The following is a 21,306-nucleotide window of genomic DNA, read 5'->3' as shown; positions in this document are numbered from 1 at the left end:
ATAATGATGTCTTGGGGCATTTTACTTCCTATCGGCAATTACTAAAGGGCTACCATGAAAGAGCATTTATTTAACAAGCTAGCTTCATTTGCTTCTATTATTATCATGGCATTACCCGTTGGTATTGCTTGTTTTATTTTCGGATTTATTTATTTAGATAACCCTTGTGCTTTCTGCTGGCAAGAACGTACAGCCATGATCTTAGTGGCGCTAACAGCCCTCTATATCGTTCGCTTTGGCCTAAAACCTAAATATATCGCCGCGTTAGTTTGGCTTGGAATATATGGTGCCTTTATGGCCTCAGTTCATACCTCGATCAATTTAGGCAGTGATATTGGCCAAGGTTTTTCACTGAAAATCATGGGCGCTCATACCTACACTTGGGCGTTATTCGTGTTTGTCGTCGTGCTTATTGTGGTGGCATTACTCATGCTCACACTTGGCAATAAGTTCCCGAATAACGGCTACGGCAAGCAACCACTCGATACGCTTCCTAAGGTTGCCTGTGGGATATTCCTAGTCGTGATCAGTGGCAATATTGTCCAAGCCTTTACGCAAACGGGCCCCCTTCCCTTCGTAGGTCAAGATAGCCCTGGCCGAGTCTCTTTTAATCCTCAATACATGAGTTGGGAACTCGACCACTGGCCAACTTATGCACCTAATGCTCGCGGTGCTTACGCCATTGATAATCCAGATATTGAGACTTGGCAACCAACAGAACCGCTATTTGCTAAGGCTCCTAGAGCGAAATTAGTCGCTGAACAAGTACTCCCATTGGAGATAAGTGGACGTGTGACTGCCATTGACTATCAAGCTGACGCAGAGATTTATGCCCTAACGACAACAAATAATTGGGTCTATATCCTTGATAAGAAAATGCAAATTCTCAGTAAAGCGCAGATTGACGGCATGTATATGCTGCATATTGAAACGCTTCATGGGGTTGCCTTTACTTCCGCCAACAGCTTGCTGGTGATGGGCTTCAATAAAGCTTGGGCGGAATTAACGCTCGATCCAACACAAAACTGGGAAATGAACTATCGCCGCTTCAACCAAAGTAGCGATGGCATAGGTGAAACCGCTCGCGGCCAGTTCAGCACGGTACGCGCTAAAACCAGCTACAGCTTGGCATTGGGTTACAGCAGCACACTCGCACAATTTGTCACAGTGACGACCCGCGATGCACTCAACGAACACTTAGTGTTATCACGCTTTGACCGCTCAGATATGACGCTCTCTGCCGAATCAAATTTACAAGGACTCCCTGCACTACCTCAAGTAACAGGCATCAGCGTTCAAGGCGAGCAAGCTTGGATCCTCAACAATGACGGCAGCGAGGTACTTAAGCTCAATCTGCTTACTGGCGAAGTAACACCTATGGCCAAACTGGCTGGCACGAACAATCCGCAAGGACTGTTAGTACAGGATGACAAACTGTTGACCATCAGCCAGATCAATGGGCAAAACCAACTGCAAACCTATGTGATGTAAGTAATTTCGCCCTGGGATTCTCTCGGGGCATGCCGATTTCCCGGCGATATAAAAGGCACAAAGCCAATAATCAAAACGAACCTAAGGTTCAAATCATGGTGGGTGATGACGATGAAAATCGATAGACGCACGTTTTTACAAGGAGCTGCAGCAAGCGCTGTACTGTCCTCCCTGTCAGGCTTAACCCCCGGCATAGCACATGCCAAGCAACAAGGCGCCAATACAGGTCTATTGGCAAAACGAAATGGAGATGTTGTTTATCATAGTTGTTTACGCAACTGTGCAGCCCGATGTTTACTTAAGTTTAGAGTGCAAGATGGTCGCATGACCTATGTATCCGGGGCAGAAGAACAAGCTAAAACAGGTTTAGCGCCCTGCTTGAAAGGTCAAAGCTACGTTCAGTATACCTATGCCGCCGACCGGATCTTACATCCAATGGAGCGTGTTGGTAACAAAGGCGAAGGTAAATGGCGCCGTATTAGTTGGGATGAAGCCTATAGTAAAATATCTAGTCGTTTCAAACAGATCATTGCAGAGCACGGTTCAGAGGCCATTCTTCCCTACAGTTATTCTGGCAATTATGGCGCCATTGGAATGTCCGCTTCCGGTGAGCGTTTCTGGAACCGTATCGGCTCCTCTATTCTTGAACGTAAAGTCTGTACCTATGCCGCCTATGATGGGCTCGAATCCTTGTATGGCACCTTCCTCGGCCCAGATCCTGAGGATATCTTACTCAGCGATGTGTACCTCACCTGGGGACATGATGAAGTTGTTTCTAACACTATTGCTATCAAACTCATTAACCAAGCCCGCGACCGCGGCACCAAACTGTTAGTCGTCAATCCACAGCGAACCCCTTTATGTTCACAGGCAGATATTTACCTACAACCTCGCCCCAGCACAGATGTACAACTCTGCGCGGGCATAATGAAATATCTTGTAGAGAAAGATTTTGTCGATCATAAGTTTATCGCAGAGCAAACCATTGGCTACGACGCCCTATTGCAACGCTTGAACGAGATCAGTTACGACGAAATAGAGAAGATCACGGGGGTTCCTCGGGCAAAAATGTTTGAATTTGCCAAGGTGCTAGGCGAAAACGAAAAAACCATGTTGCGTATGGGCTATGGTTTCCAACGTAACTTTAACGGTGCCCGCATGTCCCGCGCTGTGGCTATGTTGCTCGCCGTTACAGGGAACTTTGGTAAGCGTGGTAACGGGTTAATCTACGATAACGTTCATGCAGGTGGCGGACTGAATCAGTACCAAGCGAGCGGTAAATATATGCGCTCCAATCCTGATGCGCAGCGGATCAATATGACGGAGCTTGCCAAGGCGCTTCATCCTACACATCCCACCAGCCATGACAAACCGAGTAAACCGATTCACGGCATGATTATCTATAACGGTAACCCTGTCGTTGTGGCACCGGATACCAATGCCGTTATCGAAGGAATGAAACGGGAAGATCTGTTTGTGGTCGGCCATGACATGGTCATGACGGACTCACTGCAATACTGCGATATTATCCTGCCTGCGGCCAGCCAATTTGAAACCGATGATATCGTCGGCGACTACCATGGCTACTATGTACAGGTCTGTCAGAAAGTCATTGAACCGCTGGGAGAATCTAAATGCAACTGGACCTTCTTCCGTGAATTAGGCCAAGCCATGGGATTTGAAGACCCCGCCTTCAAAGCCAGTAATGATGACATCATTCGCGAGCTGTTAACGACCGATTCGCCTTACTATAAAGGCGTCAGTTACGAGCGGTTGATGAAGGAAAAATACATCAAGTTAGACATTCCCCAGCCTGTACTCGCCGATGGTAAATACGATACGCCAAGTGGCAAGATTGAATTTAGTTCTCAGCTCATGGCCGATGCAGGTTTTCACCCTGTACTCGATTGGGGTTTACCCGAAGATGAGATGGAAGCCAAAGAAAAAGCACTTCCCTTCCGCCTACTCTCATCAGGTGTTCCACAGCGGGTCAATAGCTCCTTCTACAATGTAAAATACATTCGTGCCATTCCCGCCTACTACGTAAAAATCAATCCTGAAGATGCAAAAACCTACGGCATCAAAAACAACGACAGAGTTCAACTCAGTAATCACCGCGGTGAGGCCAAGTTTGTAGCCATGATAACCAGTGGCGTACCTCAAGGGACCTTGATGAGCCCTAAATGTAATTGGCTCAGACTCAATCCTAACGGCACTGAGGGTTGCACTAACTCATTGACGACAGACAGATTGACCGACATGGGTGGTTGCTCTGCCTACCATTCAACCCGCGTGTCTTTGGCTAAAGCCTGATGGAGAACCCCATGGAAAATAAACATCAACTCGGATTCGTCTTCAGACAAGAAAACTGTGTTGGCTGCCAAGCCTGCACCATTGCCTGCCAAATCCACAATGAACTCCCAGAAGACGTACGCTTTCGTAAAGTCGACAGATATGAAGTGCAGCGCGATGACGGTGAGGTAGACGTATGGCTAAGCCACTCCTGTATGCACTGTGGTAATCCAGCCTGCTTAATTGCTTGCCCTGCCCAAGCTTATACCGTTCGCAGTGATGGACTCGTCGTGCTTAACCGCGACAAGTGCACAGGTTGCGGCCTGTGTGTCAGTGCCTGCCCTTACGATGCCGTCGTCATGCTTAAAACTGATGGTAAAGCCGCTAAATGCAATATGTGCATTGAACTGATCGACCAAGGTCTTAAGCCTGCGTGCGTCGATGGCTGTCCAGTAAAATGTCTCGATACCGACCGTATCAATCAGCTACTCGCTCAAAAACCTTCAGTCTCTAAGCAAGGGATTGGTTACGGTAACTGCGTCACCAAACCTAACATGGTCATTGTTAAGGAGCGGCTATGACATCAACGGATTTTGGTCCAGTAGCGGCAGGTTATCAGGCGTTCAAGGGAATGTTGTTTACTCCTTCCTCTCCCGAAACCTTGCAACGGCTGATCACTTGGTTAGAGCATAACCAGCAATATCCCATGCTGTTGCAGGAGGCTCGTAAATGGTTGACTGAGCCGATAGAGCTCGAATGTGACTATAACCGCATGTGTATCGGGCCGACACGCTTGTTAGTTCCCCCCTATGAGTCTGTGTATCGCGATGGGGGAAGGCAGCTCAACACCGACAACACTAGTGCTGTGGCGACGTTTTACCAAAAACTGGGCTTAGTTATAGATAACAAACTCAATGAACCTGCTGATTATATTGGCAATGAAATGGAGTTTCTCTTCTGTGCCGAAGCCCTACGTCACCACCATAGCCACACAAACCCCACTGTAGCTAATGAGCTGAACCAGATGGCGCAGCATTTTTTACAGCAACATCTCGGTACTTGGTTTGAGCATTTCACCGACAAAATGTCACACCACGCTCAGCTCCAGTTTTGGGACTGCTATGCCAAGGCGCTAGCCGACTTTTTGGCGAACAGATTAAATATTGCAGGGGCCCATGCCCCATCTGAAAAGCCTCGACTCGATGCTTAAGGATATAATATGAAAAGATTAATCACTGTTATCACTAGTCTTACTGCTGGCATTTACAGCTTACCGCTACTGGCGAGCGAAACGTTAATGCCCCAACCTCAACAATGGCAACCCATACAGGAAATCGCCGTTCAAGGGGATATTCCTGAACTTCGTGGAATGCCACTACAGCCTGAGTTTCCTGCGCCCTTGGCCCAAGTCAATCAAGGCTATCTCGAAACGCTCGCTCCTGCGACTTGGTGGGCCGATCTACTGACTTACAGTTTCTTTGGGATGTTTTTCGTCTTAGCCCTGTTTGTTTTAATCAATGGCAAGGCAAAACTGACTCAAGGTTTCTCTGGTCATAAAGTCAATCGTTGGAGTGGAATGGATATATTGTTCCACTGGATAGGCGCAATCGCTTGCCTACTGCTGATCGGCACCGGACTGGCGATGATCGCAGGCCGTTTTTGGTTAGAACCGAATATGGGAGCAGAACGTTGGATCGGTTTTATCGGTAGCTCTGTAGCCATTCATAACCTTATGGCCTTTCCCTTTATATTAGGTTGGTTAGTAATGGTGGTGAAATGGGCCAACAAACAACTCCCTGAAGCCTGCGACTTAGGTTGGTTTAAGGCGCTCGGCGGCTACCTCAACTTCGGCTCGTTCAAAGGCAAGCACCCTGATGCGGGCTTTGCTAACGCAGGCGAAAAACTCTGGTTCTGGTGTTTTGCCCTGTTTGGCGCTCTGATGATTGGCTCCGGTGTGGTCTTGATGTTCCCAAGCTTGGTCGCAACCAAAGATGGCGCCAATCTCGCCTTAATCCTGCATCTCGTGAGCGCTTTCGTGCTAGGGGCATTTACCGTCGTACATATCTATATGGCAACAGTGATTTCTGAAGGCGGTATGGAATGCATGCTCACAGGGAAATGCGATGAGAACTGGGCTAAGCAACACCACAATCTCTGGTTCCAGAAGTTACCTAAAAGCAAGTAAAAGCTGACGACTCGGGGTCACTGCAACTCCAAGTGAGTCAATAACGCCAGTATCCCCCCATTCGGGGGGAATCACCCACACCCATGTCCGCGATCTTTAAGGTCAGGGCTAGTTGCATCTTAAAAAACCGTTACACCCTAAAATAAGGGGAAATTATGAATAAAACCTCACTACTGCTACTCGGTCTCACGCTGCCTTTTGCCACTATGGCCGCAGAAAATCGTGATTGGGAGCAACTCGATCGCCGCCTACAACACTTAGAACAGCAACAAACAACTCAACTGCAAAATACCGAACTTAGCCTCTACGGCTCACTGAGACCGACGCTAGTCTACAGCGATAGTCGTTTGAGCGACGATTGGGATGTTGGAGATGCGCTCTCACGTATAGGAATTAAGGGTAAAACTGAATTCGCTCCCGGCTGGGCATTGCTGGCACAGGGGGAATGGAAAATAAACCTGAACGGTGATGGTAGCTTTGGTGATGCACGCTTAGCTTTTGCGGGCGTAAGCTCTCCTTGGGGACAATTCACTCTCGGCCGTCAACGCCCCGTACAATATAGCCTAGTCGCCGAATATACTGACATCTTCAATAATGCCAACTCGCCTTTCGCCTACAATCAGGAGAGTCCTTTCTTTACGGATAATCTCGCGCTCTATCAAACAAAAATCGGCTATTTTACCCTTATGGGATCCGCGCAATTTAAGAGCGAAGAGGCCAACAGTGGTGCCGATATGCTGAACGCAGGGCTTGGCTTCGACTGGCAACAGTTACACCTGGGCCTAAGTTACCTAGAGCAGGATACTTTCGAGTCAAATCTTAATACTGGCAAAGAAAATACTACTGGCTTTGCAATGGCTTATAGCTTTACCAATGGTGTCTATCTTGCCGTTGCCTATCAATATAAGGACTACCAACTCAATCAAGGCGAAGACAGAGAGGGCTATAGCCTCGATAGTGCACTCGCCCTGCCACTCGGCCAGGACTATAAGCTTAAGCTGGGTTACTTCCGATTCGACGATGGGATAAACGACTCAAGCAGTCTTAACTATCAAGGCGTTAATACCACAATAGAGTGGAATCCCAGCGCCAATGTGCGCCTACATGCAGAATACTTATATCAAGACAATGACAACCGAGATACAGATAACAGTATCGCTATCGGGGTTCGCTACGACTTCGATTTAAACTGGAAAGGTTAACCCAAACCCAGCCAAGGATGGCACTCCTCTCAACTGCGCAGATTGCTCATAAGGTACGGCGATATGCGGCGGGTGTTAGGCCGAAGGTTTGTTTAAAGCGTGCCGAAAATTTTTCTGCTGACAAGTACCCGCAAGACAATGCGACTTGTAAAACTGAATCGCTAGAGTTTTGCAACAGTGCTAAACCCTGGCACAAGCGCACTTCGGCGAGCAATTGCCTAAAGCTAGTGTCTTCCTGCGCCAGTTTACGTCTTAAACTTGCACTGCTCATATGCAACTTGTCGGCGATTTCCTCTTGCTGCCATGGGGCAGAAGGATGTTGACTCAGTATTGCCAATACGGCTTGAGTGACACTCGATTGCTTATGCCCATAAAGCCAATTCACACTACTTTGCTGCGGCAAACTTAACAATAATGCGGCTAAATAATGCATCTGCACCGATGTGGGCAGCGCCAAGGTCAGGCTATGCAGTAACGCATTCCAGGCAAAATCGACCGAGCGTGAGATTGTTTGTGTAGGCTTTGGCATCATCCTATCGGTTGCCGCCAGCGTAACGCCTGAGGGCAACTCATAGGGCAAGACGAGTTGCACCGCTCGGTAACGTCCGCTCATCGGCCGATTGACGAAACTGATATGGCTTCCGGCGGGTAACAATAATAGCTGTTCCGCATTCACGGCGAGGGTATCATCTTGCCAAAGCAACGACTTTTCCCCTTGGATCACTCTAATAATCGAGGGCTGATGCACAGGCACCCGTGAGAGTGACTGCGCCTGTTTCGAATCGTATTCAAACATGCGGATCATACATCAGCCCTGTAATATCAGCGGTGATACACTGCGGTCAGCTTAGCGTGCCCTAAAGCTTGTGCATTGAGCATAAAGCCTAACAGCGCGGGTGAGGCATCCTTAGGTAACTCTAATGGCGACGGTAGCGCCCACACTGTAAATTCATATCGATGCATTCCGTGCCCCTGTGGCGGACAGGCACCACCAAAGTCGGTGGTGCCAAAATCATTCTTTAGCGCAATCGCCCCTTTAGGTAATGCATTGGCTTTAGAACCCGCACCTTGCGCTAATTGCTGTTGATCGCCACCAATATTATAAACTGCCCAATGCCACCAGCCGCTGCCCGTGGGTGCATCGGGATCATACGCCGTCACCGCATAGGCTTTCGTGCCTTCAGGGGCATCGCGCCAAGCAAGTTGGGGCGAAATATTTGCGCCTGTACAGCCAAACCCATTAAAAACAAATTGATTAGATAATTGCTGACCTTCACTAATATCTTTGCTCGATAAGGTCATGGCCTGCACCGACCCTAATACTGCGGTAAATAATCCAATTCCGACTATCCACTTATGTAAATGCTTCATCACAATCTCCAATTGATACGTAACACCGCTAATTTACGTCAGTCTTAAGTGGCAAACCTGCCTCAAAACGCCAATTTTCTTCCCTAAATGCTCAAAATTGAGAAAAAGTGTCGACTTTTTGTCATCTTTAAGCACTCAAGTGATTTTGTAAAGACTTCATCTGCATTTTTATGCAAGGATGGCGTACCCTATAAATCACCAAGCAAATTAATACTGTAGTTTGCGCGTAATTAGATATTTATTATTTATAAATTTATGCATTTTTAATTTTAAAAATAAACTGACAATATTTACTTTCGTTATTTAGATAATGATACTTAAGGATGATTGACTGTAATTACACAGATAAAACTTATTGCAATAAATAATTACAGTTAATTAAAAATAAGACACCGATCATATTTTTATTGGCAACACCTAGATAAACTCCATGCCGTAATAAAACGAATTAATAATTTTCTCGAATTTCATAATGGAGTTGTATATGAAGAGGAAATCTAAAATCATGGCACATATCCGACGTACTAGACATATCATGATGCCTAGCCAACGTGATTACTTCGACCATTCATTTATCTTCCTTCGCTAATCTTCGCGTAGGTAGTAGACCAATTAACAGGTCTAAAGTGGTATTGCCCTCGTAAGCGCATACACTTATCGTACTGTTTTTTCAGGTTTATTATCTCGCACCTAAATCAAAGCATTCTTTTGCTCGTGCAGTAACGCTGCGGCTAAGTCATTCATTTTGAATAAATCTATCTATTTATTCTTGGACGACTTATAGCTTCATCATATCTGCACACGGAATAGCCATATCTAATTTAATACCATTAATATTTTTAATTAGGTATAGGCCAAGTTGTATCCAAAACTTTTTAAAGTAAAAGGGAAATTAACGATGAAATCATTAAAAGTTGCCGCCAGCTTATCTGTTAGATCATGTTTTGAAATAGACAGAGAAGTCGTCAATGTATTAACCACAGATTTTTGCGATGTGGGCGCGGCTGTAGTTTCTGTTGATGATGTTAAAAATGGTATTGTTGAAAAAATTAAAAATACCGGATTAAAACTGCCTATTTTCGTATCCGTTTGCTGTGAAGAAACCTTCCCAGATGATATTTGCTCCTCGATTACTGGGGTATTTGAACTCTGCGGTAGCAATACCGATTTCTATGGAAAACAGGTCGAAACCGCCGTCCAAAAATATGAGCAAGCTCTACTACCACCTTTCTTTGGCACACTGAAAAAATACGTGGAAATGGGTAACTCCACCTTTGCCTGCCCAGGCCATCAGGGTGGTCAATTCTTCCGTAAACATCCTGTGGGTCGCCAATTTTTCGATTTCTTTGGCGAAACCATTTTCCGCTCAGATATGTGTAATGCCGACGTTAAACTCGGCGATCTATTAATCCACGAAGGCGCGCCACTGGATGCACAAAAATACGCGGCGAAGGTATTTAACGCCGATAAAACCTACTTTGTGCTCAACGGCACTTCTTCTTCAAACAAAGTGGCGACCAACGCACTGCTGGCAAAGGGTGACTTGGTATTATTCGACCGTAACAACCATAAATCCAACCACCATGGCGCGTTAATTCAAGCGGGCGCAACACCGATTTATTTGGAAACCGCCCGTAACCCCTTCGGTTTTATTGGCGGTATCGACGCCCACTGTTTCCAAGAGTCTTATTTAAGGGAGCAGATCCGCGCCGTTGCGCCTGAGCGTGCCGATGAACAACGTCCATTCCGTTTAGCGATTATCCAGCTCGGCACCTACGACGGCACCATCTACAATGCTCGCCAAGTGGTTGATCGTATTGGTCATCTATGTGATTACATCCTGTTTGACTCTGCTTGGGTTGGCTATGAACAGTTTATTCCTATGATGAACGACTGCTCGCCACTGCTGCTGGAACTGACACCTGAAGATCCCGGTATTATCGTGACTCAGTCAGTGCACAAACAGCAGGCTGGGTTCTCACAAACCTCGCAAATTCACAAAAAAGATAAACATATCAAAGGCCAAGCCAGATACTGCAACCATAAACGCTTCAACAACGCCTTTATGATGCATGCCTCTACCAGCCCCTTCTACCCTCTGTTTGCTGCATTGGATGTGAACGCTAAGATGCACGAAGGCGCCAGCGGCCGTTATCTGTGGCGTGAAGCGGTAAAAGCCGGTATCGAAGCGCGCAAGTTACTGCTGAAAAAATGTAAATATATCAAGCCATTTATCCCAAGTATGATCGAGGGGCGCCCATGGCAGGATTATCAAACTGAACAAATGGCCGATGATTTACGTTTCTTCGAGTTTGAACCCGGACAAAAATGGCACTCCTTCGAGGGCTATGAAAAAGGCCAATATTTCGTTGATCCTTGTAAATTCCTATTAACTACGCCAGGTATTGATGCCGAAACCGGTAAATATACTGAGTTTGGTATTCCCGCGACGATTTTGGCTAACTTCTTACGTGAAAATAATATTATTCCCGAGAAGTGCGACTTAAATTCGATTTTATTCTTGATGACACCTGCAGAAGATATGGCAAAAATGCAGCACTTAGTGTCGCAAATATCTCGCTTCGAGAAATTAGTCGATGAAGATGCGCCATTATCGGAAGTATTGCCAAACGTCTATAACGCCAATAAAGCTCGTTATAAAGACTATACCATTCGTCAACTCTGCCAAGAAATGCACAACCTTTATGTCAGCCATGACGTAAAACAATTGCAAAAAGAAATGTTCCGCCATGCTCACTTCCCAACAAAAGTAATGGACCCACAGGAAGCTAACCTCGAGTTTATTCGCGGCAATGTTGAATTAGTGCCACTGTCACAAATCGAAGGGCGAATTGCCGCAGAAGGCGCCCTGCCATATCCACCAGGGGTATTATGTATGGTGCCAGGTGAAATATGGGGTGGCGCAGTACAACGTTATTTCCTAGCCCTTGAAGAAGGCATCAATTTATTACCCGGATTCTCTCCAGAATTACAAGGTGTTTACCTCGAAAGCACCCCAGACGGAAAAATCCAAGCCCTAGGTTATGTATTAAATAAATAATTGAATCTGACTGTAGAGTTAATTAACCCCGCTCTACTGTCAATTTCAACCTTCTATAATGAATTATATTATTAGGTCATTATTATGAGTAAATCAGAAAATAAAATTGGCGTTGTCCAATTAACGATTATCACCATAGTTAATATGATGGGCTCTGGGATTATCATGCTGCCCACCCAATTAGCCCAAGTCGGTACTATCTCTGTGCTTTCTTGGCTTGTGACCGCCGCAGGCTCAACCGCGCTGGCTTTTGCGTTTGCAAAATGCGGTATGTTCAGTAAAAAAACCGGTGGTATGGGCGGTTATGCCGAATATGCCTTTGGCCGCAGCGGTAACTTTATGGCGAACTACACCTATGCGGTTTCGCTACTTATCGCTAACGTCGCCATCGCTATCTCCGCCGTGGGTTATGCCGCGGTGCTACTCGAAGTGAACTTAAGCCCAATGGCTATCTGTCTTGCCACCATTGGCGTGCTTTGGTTAGCCACAGTCGCAAACTTTGGTGGTGCTCGCATTACGGGTCGCGTGAGCAGCGTGACCGTATGGGGGATTATTCTGCCAGTGATTGGCGTGTCGTTAGTCGGTTGGTTCTGGTTCGACATCGACCTCTATAAAGGCGCATGGAACCCACATGATATGCCGTTCTTCAAAGCCTTAGGCGGTTCTATCGCGATGACCTTATGGGCATTCCTTGGCTTAGAATCGGCTTGTGCTAACTCAGAGGCCGTTGATAACCCAGAGAAAAACGTTCCTATCGCCGTAATGGGCGGAACGTTAGGAGCAGCGCTTATCTATATCGTTTCCACCAACGTGATAGCTGGGATTGTGCCTAACGCCGAACTTGCTAATTCAAACGCACCTTTTGGTTTAGCCTTCGCGCAAATGTTTAACCCTGTTGTGGGTAAAATCGTAATGGCCTGCGCCATTATCTCCTGTACAGGTTCATTGCTCGGTTGGCAGTTCACTATCGCGCAAGTGTTTAAAGCCTCTGCCGATGAAGGTTTCTTCCCTAAAGTGTTCGCTAAAGTCAGCAAAGCAGATGCGCCAATTTGGGGGATGACCATCATCGTTTCGATTCAAACCCTGCTGTCTTTGATGACTATCAGTCCATCACTGAGCAAACAGTTTGAAGCGCTCGTTAACCTTGCGGTGGTAACGAACATTGTGCCTTATATCCTGTCGATGGCAGCCCTAGGTGTGATGCAAAAACAACTCAAGGTGCCAGCCAACAAAGCCCGTGTTGCCAACGTGATTGCGATTATCGGCGCCCTGTATAGCTTCTACGCCCTCTATAGCTCTGGTGAAACTGCTGTGATGTTAGGTGCTATCGCGACCTTCTTCGGTTGGACCATCTACGGGGTGATTTCAAATAAAACCCCAAGCGTTGGGATCAAAGCGGCGTGAGCACAATGCACCTGCGAGTCTAATCCCTTAATAAATAAGAAACTTAACAGCAATCCGTCTTTAGGGACCTTAAGCCACTGCGCCTAAGGTCCCCAGACAAAACTTGCCAAATTTCGGTGGAATGATGAAAAAAACCTGCATAGCGTTAATGCTACCTATGCTGTTGGTGGCCACCAGCAGCCAAGCGATTGAACTCTATAACGATCAAAAAAATTCATTAGATTTAAGCGGTTGGTTAGGCTTCGCGGCACTCAACGACAGCCACGATACCTCAGTAATCGATGACTCCTCCCGAGTACGATTTAGCTTTGAACGCAGCGAGAGAAATGGCTGGACCGCCTTTGCCACCACGGAATGGGGCATCAACATGGTGTCTAGCGATGACAGTTTAGTGATGCAAGGTGGCAAATTGGCCGCCGAAAAAACCGAAGACTTCCTCTACAACCGCTTAGGTTATGTCGGTATGTCGCACGATGAATGGGGTAGCCTCAGCTTTGGTAAGCAATGGGGCGCTTACTATGATGTTGCAGGCACTACGGATTTACCGAACGTCTTCGCCGGATATAGTGTCGGTGCCTATGCCTTTAGCGATGGCGGGTTAACCGGAACAGGCCGTGCCGACTCCGCGTTTATCTACCGCAATAGCTTTGGCCCAGTGCAAATCGCCCTACAATACGCCGCCAAAACCAATGGTGATGTCACCTTAAAAAACGACGACGGCAGCGAAATGACTAACTCTGAACTCAATTTCGACAGCAGTTACGGTGCCAGCCTGACCTACTCACTCACCGATAAATTTAAACTGCTAGCCGGCTTTAACCGTGGCGACTTTGAAGGCCACCTAGGTAACACTCAAGTCGATGAAACCAACGAAATCGTCGGTATCGGCGCCATGTATGGTGATTACTATCACTACGCCGATAACCGCGAAGCCAGCGGTCTCTACGTCGGCTTTAACGCCCATCAGAGTAAGAACAATGAGCTAGTCGGCGGCGAACTCTACGACGCTACTGGCGCTGAGCTGATGACGGCCTATCAATTCGATAATGGCTTTGTGCCTATGATTGTCCTCAGCTATTTGGACTTAGACACAGATGCCAGTACGCCCATCCAAGGCAAATGGACCCGCCAATTCGCCATGCTTGGCCTGCACTACCGTTACAGTAACGACACTGTGATGTTTGCCGAAATGAAGTTAGATTTCAGCAATATGGATGATCCAGCACTCGAAGCACAGGAAGATAATGGCTTTGCGGTAGGGATTAACTACTTCTTTTAGGAATGGAAAGTCTTCATCAGGCTCTCCCGTACATTGAGGGATAGTGGCGCACGTTCCTCATATCCGTGGACCCATTTGAGACTGAGGTGCGGCGCACGTTCCGTCTACAAACGCTCGCCACACACTCATTGGATGGTACCGCTGGTTTACCATCATCTCTGCGCCACTCCAAATCGGTTTACTGGAGTGGCTTTTTTTCACCATTACTTGGCGTGCTGACGGCCTGAAGAGGCTTTGTTTCCGCGACCTTGGTGGCCAGCCTTACCCTGCTCTGATTTTCCCTTAAAGCCCGACTGACCAAAAGGCGCCTTAGCTCCGGGACGGCTGCTTTTAGGCTGCTGACCTTGCGTTGCATTCGCCCCAGAAGACTTGGGTCCCTTAGGCTTGCTTGCGCTCGGTTTGACCTTGGCATCGCCTTTACCCTTACGCTCATCGAACTGATTGCCCGAGAAACGCGTCAGGGCTTTTTGCCCTTGGTTAGCATCCTTCATCCATTTCGGGCCACGTTCGTTGCGCCCTTCTGGTGGAACAAGGTGATTTGGGCTGTTACCAATCAAATCTTCACGTCCCATGGCAATCAAGCCTTCACGGATAATTGGCCAACCTGCTGGGTCGTGGTAACGCAGCAGCGCCTTATGCAGGCGGCGTTGGCGGCCCTTCTTCGGCACTGGCACCACCTCACTGGTGTGCTTGACGTTTTTCAGCGAGTTCAACTCAGTGTGATAAATGGTCGTCGCATTCGCCATTGGCGATGGATAGAAGTTTTGCACTTGGTCGAGCTTAAACTTACGCTCCTTCAACCAGAGCGCGAGGTTGAGCATATCCTCGTCGGTTGTGCCGGGATGCGCCGAAATAAAATAAGGGATCAGGAACTGCTCTTTACCCGCTTCCTTAGAAAACTTATCGAACAGCTCTTTAAACTTATCGTAGGCGCCCATGCCGGGTTTCATCATCTTGCTGAGCGGCCCTTCTTCGGTATGCTCAGGGGCGATTTTTAAATAGCCGCCCACATGGTGCTGGACCAACTCTTTGACATAAGCAGGATCTTCAATCGCTAAGTCGTAACGCACACCCGAAGCAATCAAGATTTTCTTAATGCCGGGCACAGCACGAGCGGCGCGGTACAAGTCGATAGTATGTTTATGATCTGTGCCTAAATGGCCGCAAATCGATGGATACACACAGGATAAACGGCGACAGGTTTTCTCCGCTTTTTCACTGGTACAACCGAGGCGATACATGTTGGCAGTGGGGCCACCTAAGTCAGAAATCACCCCAGTAAAACCGGGAACCTTATCCTGAATATCTTTGATTTCTTTGATAATCGATTCTTGCGAACGGCTCTGGATAATTCGGCCTTCGTGCTCGGTAATCGAGCAGAATGAACAGCCACCAAAGCAGCCGCGCATAATGTTGATCGAGGTTTTGATCATGTCATAGGCAGGGATTTTCTCCTTGCCGTAGGCAGGATGCGGCACCCGTTTATAGGGTAAATCGAACACGGCATCCATTTCGTCGGTATTGAGTGGCCAAGCTGGTGGGTTCACCCACACGCCACGGTCACCGTGGGGCTGGAACAGCGCTCGCGCACAACCAGGGTTTTGCTCTTGGTGCAAAATCCGCGAAGCATGGGCGTATAAGTATTTGTCTTCAGACACCTTTTCAAAGGCAGGCAGCAGCACATAGGTTTTATCCCATGGCTTAGGGCGTGGCGGCTGCACACTGATAGGCTTTGGCGCATCGTTATCGAAAATTTTAACATCCGATGGGCCTGATAAATTGGCGCAGCCCACATCGTCGGCGCCATAGGGGTTCGGAATAGGATCAATCTTATGCAATTGATCGATTTTGCGAGAATCCATCCCACGCCACTCGGGCATAGGTTCTTTACGGATCACCGCTGTACCGCGCACATCTTGGATATCCGCAATGGCTTCACCCGCCGCTAAACGACGCGCCACTTCGGCCAGCGGACGCTCGGCGTTGCCGTACATTAAAATATCGGCCTTGGCATCAAAAATCACGCTGCGGCGGACTTTATCCGACCAATAATCGTAGTGCGCAATACGGCGCAGACTCGCTTCGATGCCGCCGATAATGACAGGCACATCTTTAAAGGCTTCTTTACAACGTTGGGTATAAACCGTCACAGCGCGGTCGGGGCGCTTACCGCCGACATCGCCCGGAGTATAGGCATCATCGCTGCGAATACGGCGATCGGCGGTATAACGGTTGATCATTGAATCCATATTGCCGGCGGTAACGCCAAAAAACAGATTCGGGCGCCCTAGCTGCATAAAGGCATCTTTGCTCGACCAATCGGGCTGAGAAATAATCCCGACGCGGTAGCCTTGGGCTTCTAACATCCGGCCAATGACCGCCATACCAAAACTAGGATGATCCACATAGGCATCGCCAGTGACGATAATAATGTCACAGCTGTCCCAGCCTAATTTCTCCATCTCCTTGCGGGACATAGGTAAGAAAGGCGCTGTGCCAAAACATTCGGCCCAATACTTGGGATGGCTAAACAGTGTGGATTCAACTTGCATCGATTTTGACCCAAAAACGTAATGTCAAACAAAGGTGCAGACAAAAGCAAGCCGCACCGATTTAGGGACGCGGAGTATAGCAGGCAAACAGGGATAAGTGCGATTAAAAAAACAGCAGCCGAGGTGTTTTTAGGGGTATTTACGCCAATGCGCTTAATACCCCTAAAGTGGCTAAGGATATGGCTTAGACGGCCATTACCTATCCCAGCAGTTACAGACTTTGGGCAAAATGCACTAAGTTGACTAGGGCTAGGCTGATAGTCACCAACCAAGTGAGCAACACGCCCCAAAAACGGCCGAAATGATAACCGCCTTTGCCTTGAGTTAAGCCAATAGCATGGAGTAAACGCGCTACAATCCATACAGTACCAAAGCAGTGCAAATAGAAATGCGCTAAGCCACCCGCCTCGGCCACTAGCATTAAAATCAATACGATGGGCGCATTCTCAATTAGATTTGCGTGCACCCTGTTCGCCAGTGCTAAAGCATCGTTACCGCCGTCACCGAGACCGATTTTTTGGCTTCGTCTTAATTTCACCACTCGATACGCTAAAGCAATGATTAACAACCCAGTCAAGCTGGCGTAAAACCCTGTTACGATTAATGGCATAGCAACTCCCTTTTAATTAACATAAGCGCGGTATACACCGCAAAAATTCAGCAATTTATTTGTATTAAGGTTAAAAGCCATTAACCTTTTAGTGACGAGATAGGTTAATATGCGCGCGCAATCTCTTACAACTTTTTATACAGCGAATAGCCCGATTGGATAACGAACAGTTTCTCGAAAAGCGTAAATTTATCATTAAGCTAGGTAAGGCTTTGCATAAGTTTGGCACACCCGCTTACCGTCTTGAAACCCATTTACAAACCGTTTCTCGGACGCTCGGAATCGAAGGTTATTTTTTAATCTCGCCGACCTCCATGACCTTCGTATTACAACACGATACCGATCAAGAATATAACCATGTTGCGCGGGTAAAACCCGGCGAGTTGGATTTAGGTTCTCTCGCCCGCACCGATGAACTGGTGGATGAACTCACCTCAGGTAAACGCACGCTCACCGAAGCCTTAGACAGGCTAGAGGAAATTGCCAACAAACCCAACCCCTACGGCCCAGCACTAACTTGTTTTTCCTTCGGCACCTCAGCAGCGGCATTTGCCATGTTGATGGGCACAGGGTGGAACGATGTTTTTTGGTCTGGTTTGTTAGGCTTGCTAGTCTATGGCTTTGTATACCGCGCCGAGCGCTCGACTCGCATGGCAGAAGTGTTAGAGCCATTCGCGACGATTGTTTGCGCCATTGCCGCCTGCGCCATTGCCCGCATCGACCCTAATATTAATATTCCGGTGGTGATCCTCTCCTCGATCATCATCTTTATTCCCGGTTTAGCCTTAACCTTGGGGCTTGCTGAGCTGGCGGCACGCGATTTGATTTCGGGCACAGCGCGGATCATGGACGCCAGTATGCTGTTGTTTAAGCTATATTTTGGTGCAGTTTTGGGGATGGCAATTGGTAAAGCCTTCTTCGGTGAGGCCATTTATATCGAACCGGAAGGATTGCCTCGCTGGGCGATTTGGTCGGCGGTGCCCATCCTTTCTATGGCGCTGGTGTTCATCTTTAAAGCACGGATGCAAGATTCGCCTTGGGGCGTTCTAGCGGGAATTGTCGCATTTTTCTCCGCCATGTTAGGTGGGCACTTTTTTGGGGATTCGGTGGGGATCTTTTTTGGTGCCCTAGCCGTAGGAGTTTACTCCAATCTTTATGCCCGTTGGATGAAGGCTCCCGCCTCAATTGCATTGCTGCAAGGCATTGTGATCTTAGTACCCGGCAGTAAAACCTACATAGGGCTGAACGCGCTGATCTCCGGCGAAACTATGCTTAACCAATCCCATATTGGCTCACAGATCTTTTTGATCTTTATGTCGCTTATCGCCGGACTGATTTTTGCCAACGTCGTAGTACCACCAAGGCGTACGCTATAACATTCATCCTCAGGGCTGGCGCCAATTCCAGCCCTATTCTTAAAATAACCTTATGAAAAATCATAATCTTATTAAAATGTTTACTTGACTAATCGTCATATCCCGTGTGTTATTAAATTGTGAAGCACAGCAGAACCTTAAGCTGTCGCCATCCAGTTTACGGGAGTGGTTTTATGCAGAAGTTTACCCTGTATGCATCGATTCTACCTTGTTGCCTCTGTGGTCTAGTCAACCTAGCCAGAGCGGATGAGGTTTTGCCTAAAACGCCCCCCGAGGAAGCCCCAAAAAAGGTCAGCAAAATTGTCGTGGTGAGCAACCCGATCTTCGACGAGTCAGATCCCGATGCATTTTTTATCCACCGTTGGGCGAACTATCTGCATATAAATACCAAGGAATATGTGGTTCGCGATAAGCTTACCTTTAGCGAAAACGATACGGTCACCCAAAAAGATCTCGATGAGTCTCAACGTTTATTGCGCGCCGAACCCTATATTCGTGATGCCAGAGTTTATACAAGTGAGAAGGATCCCCAAACGGATTCTCCCCTCGAAGATGAATCCATCATTATTGAAACTTGGGACAACTGGTCGCTACTGCCAACGGCCAGCTTTAGCAGCTCAGGAGGAGACACTCGTTATTCCTTTGGCGTAAAAGAAGATAACCTACTAGGTACTGGCATTCGCACCCGCTTAAAGTATCAATCTAACGAATCCCGCACTGGCTATAAGTTTGCCTTTGAGGCTCCCGTGAGTTTTATCGATCACGGCATTGTCGCCGCTGAATTTTATGATAATAGTGACGGCCAAGCTAAACATGTGTACGTGAGTAAGCCTTTCTATTCATTGAATACTGAGACCATGTACTCGGCCGAGTTTTTAGATGATAGCCGCACCGATATTTTGAGACAAAATGGGCAAGAGGTGAACGAGTTTGCCCACACTGTCGATTACCTTAATTTGCAATATGGTTGGTTACTCAATAGAAGCAACGACAATCTGTCTCGCTTTATTGCTGGCTTTACCCAAGACAAACACGAGTTTGCCAATTCAGAGGTGTATCCCAACTCAGCGTTACCACAAGATAGGGACTTTATGTCTCCCTGGGTTGCCTATGAATATGTTCAAGATGATTTTCAGATACTCAACAACGTGCACCTGATCCGTAATAATGAAGACTTTAACTTAGGATGGCATCACTATATCCAACTCGGTATTGAAACCAATGATATCGGCGACAATAGCCCAGTGGGTTACCACTTTAAATGGCAAACCAGTAAGGGTTATAAATTTGATGAACATCTTTGGTTACTGGAAATGGGCGCGACCAGCACTCTAGGCACCACACAAAAAGACACTTTTCAGGCTAATGTACAAGCGGAATACTTCTATCAAATCAATCCTAAATGGATTGCCTATGGCAAAGCTTGGGCAAGCCTATCCAATAATACCTATCTCGATCTAACTCAAGGACTTGGGGATGAAACTGGAGTACGAGGTTATCCCAACGAATATCAGCAAGGGGATAACCAATGGTTATTTACCGCCGAAATCCGCAATTATCCGAATATCAACTTATACCAATTAGCCGAACTCGGCTGGGCAGTCTTTGCGGATGTAGGCCAAGCCTCTGGCGGTCCCTTAGCCGACAATAACGAAGTCAACGGCCCACTCGGTAGCATAGGTATTGGCGCGCGGATTTATTCATCTAGATCCAGTTATGGCAACGTCGCCCATATCGATTTTTCGCTACCTTACACGGGGGGCGATTCAGTAAACAGTTGGGAATGGCGATTCTTAGTCAAACAAAGCTTTTAAGCTATTTAGTTGACAGAATATTAGCCTTAGAGACGCTATAAACCAGTTTAAATCTGGCCGATAAGAGCGATCCCTATGGCTCACTTTTAGTGATTTTTAAGTAGGCTATATTCTTCTAATCACTAAAGGGGGATTTATAGTGGTCAACAAAATTGGATTATCATCTCTGCTATTACTTCAGCCTTTAACCGCTTTTTAGTCGAGTATTTTCATTCTCAAGTTCATTTAAGCAAACCACTGACACTGTCCCGATCCCACTAAATTTAGCTCGCCATTGAAACCATCCACATCAAATATCTCATCAGTTCATAGCCTTACAGGTATTTCAATCCGAGGCGCATTAACGCAGAAAGAGTTATTCCATTTTAAGTCAACCCCACAGGAAGCAGGATGCCTTTGAGGCTGTCAGGTGTTCATTGCATGGTAAAGCGCTTATGCTGCGATCGAGGCATTTGGCAGAGCCCATTATGCCTTCAAGCCTTCACCTTGCCTAAAGTGCTTTGCTCTCCGCTAAATGAACAGATATTAAATACGATTGGTATGGTACATCACACAGTGATGCGCTCATAAATGAGAGGGATAAATGCTGTAAAACAGGATTCTGCGACAATTAAAATAGATAAACTCCAAAGACGAAAAAGCCCTAACATTGCTGTTAGGGCTTATCGA

Annotated in this window: 16 protein-coding genes; 12 read left to right on the top strand and 4 right to left on the bottom strand. The window is 47.1% G+C overall.

Going from position 1 to position 21,306, the window contains the following annotated elements:
- The first annotated feature begins 54 nt into the window (after positions 1–54).
- From L976_RS03380 to L976_RS03355, 6 genes are all read left to right on the top strand, one after another.
- Complete coding sequence (locus tag L976_RS03380; RefSeq protein ID WP_047534176.1) at positions 55–1,491, top strand: disulfide bond formation protein B; 1,437 nt, start codon at positions 55–57, stop codon at positions 1,489–1,491.
- Positions 1,492–1,602: 111 nt separating this feature from the next.
- Positions 1,603–3,804, top strand: a complete 2,202-nt coding sequence (locus L976_RS03375; protein WP_047534173.1) for a molybdopterin-dependent oxidoreductase — start codon at positions 1,603–1,605, stop codon at positions 3,802–3,804.
- 11 nt (positions 3,805–3,815) lie between these two features.
- Entirely contained in the window at positions 3,816–4,364 is a 549-nt protein-coding gene (locus tag L976_RS03370) for a 4Fe-4S dicluster domain-containing protein (protein ID WP_047534170.1), read from the top strand.
- The gene (locus tag L976_RS03365; protein WP_047534167.1) at positions 4,361–4,993 is read left to right on the top strand and encodes a TorD/DmsD family molecular chaperone; all 633 of its coding nucleotides are present in this window, start codon (positions 4,361–4,363) and stop codon (positions 4,991–4,993) included. The genes L976_RS03370 and L976_RS03365 overlap by 4 nt, the downstream gene beginning before the upstream one ends.
- A gap of 9 nt (positions 4,994–5,002) precedes the next feature.
- Positions 5,003–5,968 (top strand): formate dehydrogenase subunit gamma, encoded by a 966-nt coding sequence (locus L976_RS03360; protein ID WP_047534164.1) that lies wholly within the window; start codon positions 5,003–5,005, stop codon positions 5,966–5,968.
- A 155-nt stretch (positions 5,969–6,123) separates the two neighbouring features.
- Positions 6,124–7,170, top strand: coding sequence for a porin (locus tag L976_RS03355; protein WP_037431621.1), 1,047 nt, complete (start codon positions 6,124–6,126; stop codon positions 7,168–7,170).
- 46 nt (positions 7,171–7,216) lie between these two features.
- Here L976_RS03355 and L976_RS03350 read toward each other — a convergent pair whose 3' ends face one another.
- On the bottom strand, positions 7,217–7,975 hold the full coding sequence (locus L976_RS03350) for a helix-turn-helix transcriptional regulator (RefSeq protein WP_037413785.1): 759 nt from the start codon (positions 7,973–7,975) through the stop codon (positions 7,217–7,219).
- 17 nt (positions 7,976–7,992) lie between these two features.
- Complete coding sequence (locus tag L976_RS03345) at positions 7,993–8,541, bottom strand: YbhB/YbcL family Raf kinase inhibitor-like protein (protein WP_047534161.1); 549 nt, start codon at positions 8,539–8,541, stop codon at positions 7,993–7,995.
- 472 nt (positions 8,542–9,013) lie between these two features.
- Between L976_RS03345 and speFL the strand changes: the two genes are divergently transcribed.
- From speFL to L976_RS03330, 4 genes are all read left to right on the top strand, one after another.
- Entirely contained in the window at positions 9,014–9,130 is a 117-nt protein-coding gene (gene speFL, locus L976_RS23835) for a leader peptide SpeFL (RefSeq protein ID WP_367303096.1), read from the top strand.
- A gap of 309 nt (positions 9,131–9,439) precedes the next feature.
- Positions 9,440–11,602 (top strand): ornithine decarboxylase SpeF, encoded by a 2,163-nt coding sequence (gene speF / locus L976_RS03340; RefSeq protein ID WP_047534159.1) that lies wholly within the window; start codon positions 9,440–9,442, stop codon positions 11,600–11,602.
- An 84-nt stretch (positions 11,603–11,686) separates the two neighbouring features.
- A complete protein-coding gene (gene potE / locus L976_RS03335) occupies positions 11,687–13,006 on the top strand; it encodes a putrescine-ornithine antiporter (protein WP_037413789.1) in 1,320 nt (439 codons plus the stop codon).
- Positions 13,007–13,130: 124 nt separating this feature from the next.
- Positions 13,131–14,285, top strand: coding sequence for a porin (locus tag L976_RS03330; protein ID WP_047534155.1), 1,155 nt, complete (start codon positions 13,131–13,133; stop codon positions 14,283–14,285).
- A gap of 203 nt (positions 14,286–14,488) precedes the next feature.
- Here L976_RS03330 and L976_RS03325 read toward each other — a convergent pair whose 3' ends face one another.
- Positions 14,489–16,837 (bottom strand): YgiQ family radical SAM protein, encoded by a 2,349-nt coding sequence (locus L976_RS03325; RefSeq protein ID WP_047534153.1) that lies wholly within the window; start codon positions 16,835–16,837, stop codon positions 14,489–14,491.
- Positions 16,838–17,048: 211 nt separating this feature from the next.
- Positions 17,049–17,447 (bottom strand): MAPEG family protein, encoded by a 399-nt coding sequence (locus tag L976_RS03320; protein WP_047534151.1) that lies wholly within the window; start codon positions 17,445–17,447, stop codon positions 17,049–17,051.
- Positions 17,448–17,602: 155 nt separating this feature from the next.
- Here L976_RS03320 and L976_RS03315 point away from each other — a divergent pair, with 155 nt between their 5' ends.
- Positions 17,603–18,823, top strand: a complete 1,221-nt coding sequence (locus tag L976_RS03315; RefSeq protein WP_037413798.1) for a threonine/serine ThrE exporter family protein — start codon at positions 17,603–17,605, stop codon at positions 18,821–18,823.
- Between the two features lie 173 nt (positions 18,824–18,996).
- Positions 18,997–20,637 (top strand): hypothetical protein, encoded by a 1,641-nt coding sequence (locus L976_RS03310; RefSeq protein ID WP_047534147.1) that lies wholly within the window; start codon positions 18,997–18,999, stop codon positions 20,635–20,637.
- The last annotated feature ends 669 nt before the right edge of the window (positions 20,638–21,306 follow it).

This window comes from Shewanella sp. ZOR0012 (assembly GCF_000798835.1).
Classification (GTDB): domain Bacteria; phylum Pseudomonadota; class Gammaproteobacteria; order Enterobacterales; family Shewanellaceae; genus Shewanella; species Shewanella xiamenensis.
Note: the sequence above shows the minus strand (reverse complement) of the source record. Positions and strands in the feature narration are given on the sequence as shown.

Coding starts and splice junctions, on each gene's coding strand:
- L976_RS03380 (WP_047534176.1), top strand. CDS start 55: ATGAAAGAGCATTTATTTAACAAGCTAGCTTCATTTGCTTCTATTATT.
- L976_RS03375 (WP_047534173.1), top strand. CDS start 1,603: ATGAAAATCGATAGACGCACGTTTTTACAAGGAGCTGCAGCAAGCGCT.
- L976_RS03370 (WP_047534170.1), top strand. CDS start 3,816: ATGGAAAATAAACATCAACTCGGATTCGTCTTCAGACAAGAAAACTGT.
- L976_RS03365 (WP_047534167.1), top strand. CDS start 4,361: ATGACATCAACGGATTTTGGTCCAGTAGCGGCAGGTTATCAGGCGTTC.
- L976_RS03360 (WP_047534164.1), top strand. CDS start 5,003: ATGAAAAGATTAATCACTGTTATCACTAGTCTTACTGCTGGCATTTAC.
- L976_RS03355 (WP_037431621.1), top strand. CDS start 6,124: ATGAATAAAACCTCACTACTGCTACTCGGTCTCACGCTGCCTTTTGCC.
- L976_RS03350 (WP_037413785.1), bottom strand. CDS start 7,975: ATGATCCGCATGTTTGAATACGATTCGAAACAGGCGCAGTCACTCTCA.
- L976_RS03345 (WP_047534161.1), bottom strand. CDS start 8,541: ATGAAGCATTTACATAAGTGGATAGTCGGAATTGGATTATTTACCGCA.
- speFL (WP_367303096.1), top strand. CDS start 9,014: ATGGAGTTGTATATGAAGAGGAAATCTAAAATCATGGCACATATCCGA.
- speF (WP_047534159.1), top strand. CDS start 9,440: ATGAAATCATTAAAAGTTGCCGCCAGCTTATCTGTTAGATCATGTTTT.
- potE (WP_037413789.1), top strand. CDS start 11,687: ATGAGTAAATCAGAAAATAAAATTGGCGTTGTCCAATTAACGATTATC.
- L976_RS03330 (WP_047534155.1), top strand. CDS start 13,131: ATGAAAAAAACCTGCATAGCGTTAATGCTACCTATGCTGTTGGTGGCC.
- L976_RS03325 (WP_047534153.1), bottom strand. CDS start 16,837: ATGCAAGTTGAATCCACACTGTTTAGCCATCCCAAGTATTGGGCCGAA.
- L976_RS03320 (WP_047534151.1), bottom strand. CDS start 17,447: ATGCCATTAATCGTAACAGGGTTTTACGCCAGCTTGACTGGGTTGTTA.
- L976_RS03310 (WP_047534147.1), top strand. CDS start 18,997: ATGCAGAAGTTTACCCTGTATGCATCGATTCTACCTTGTTGCCTCTGT.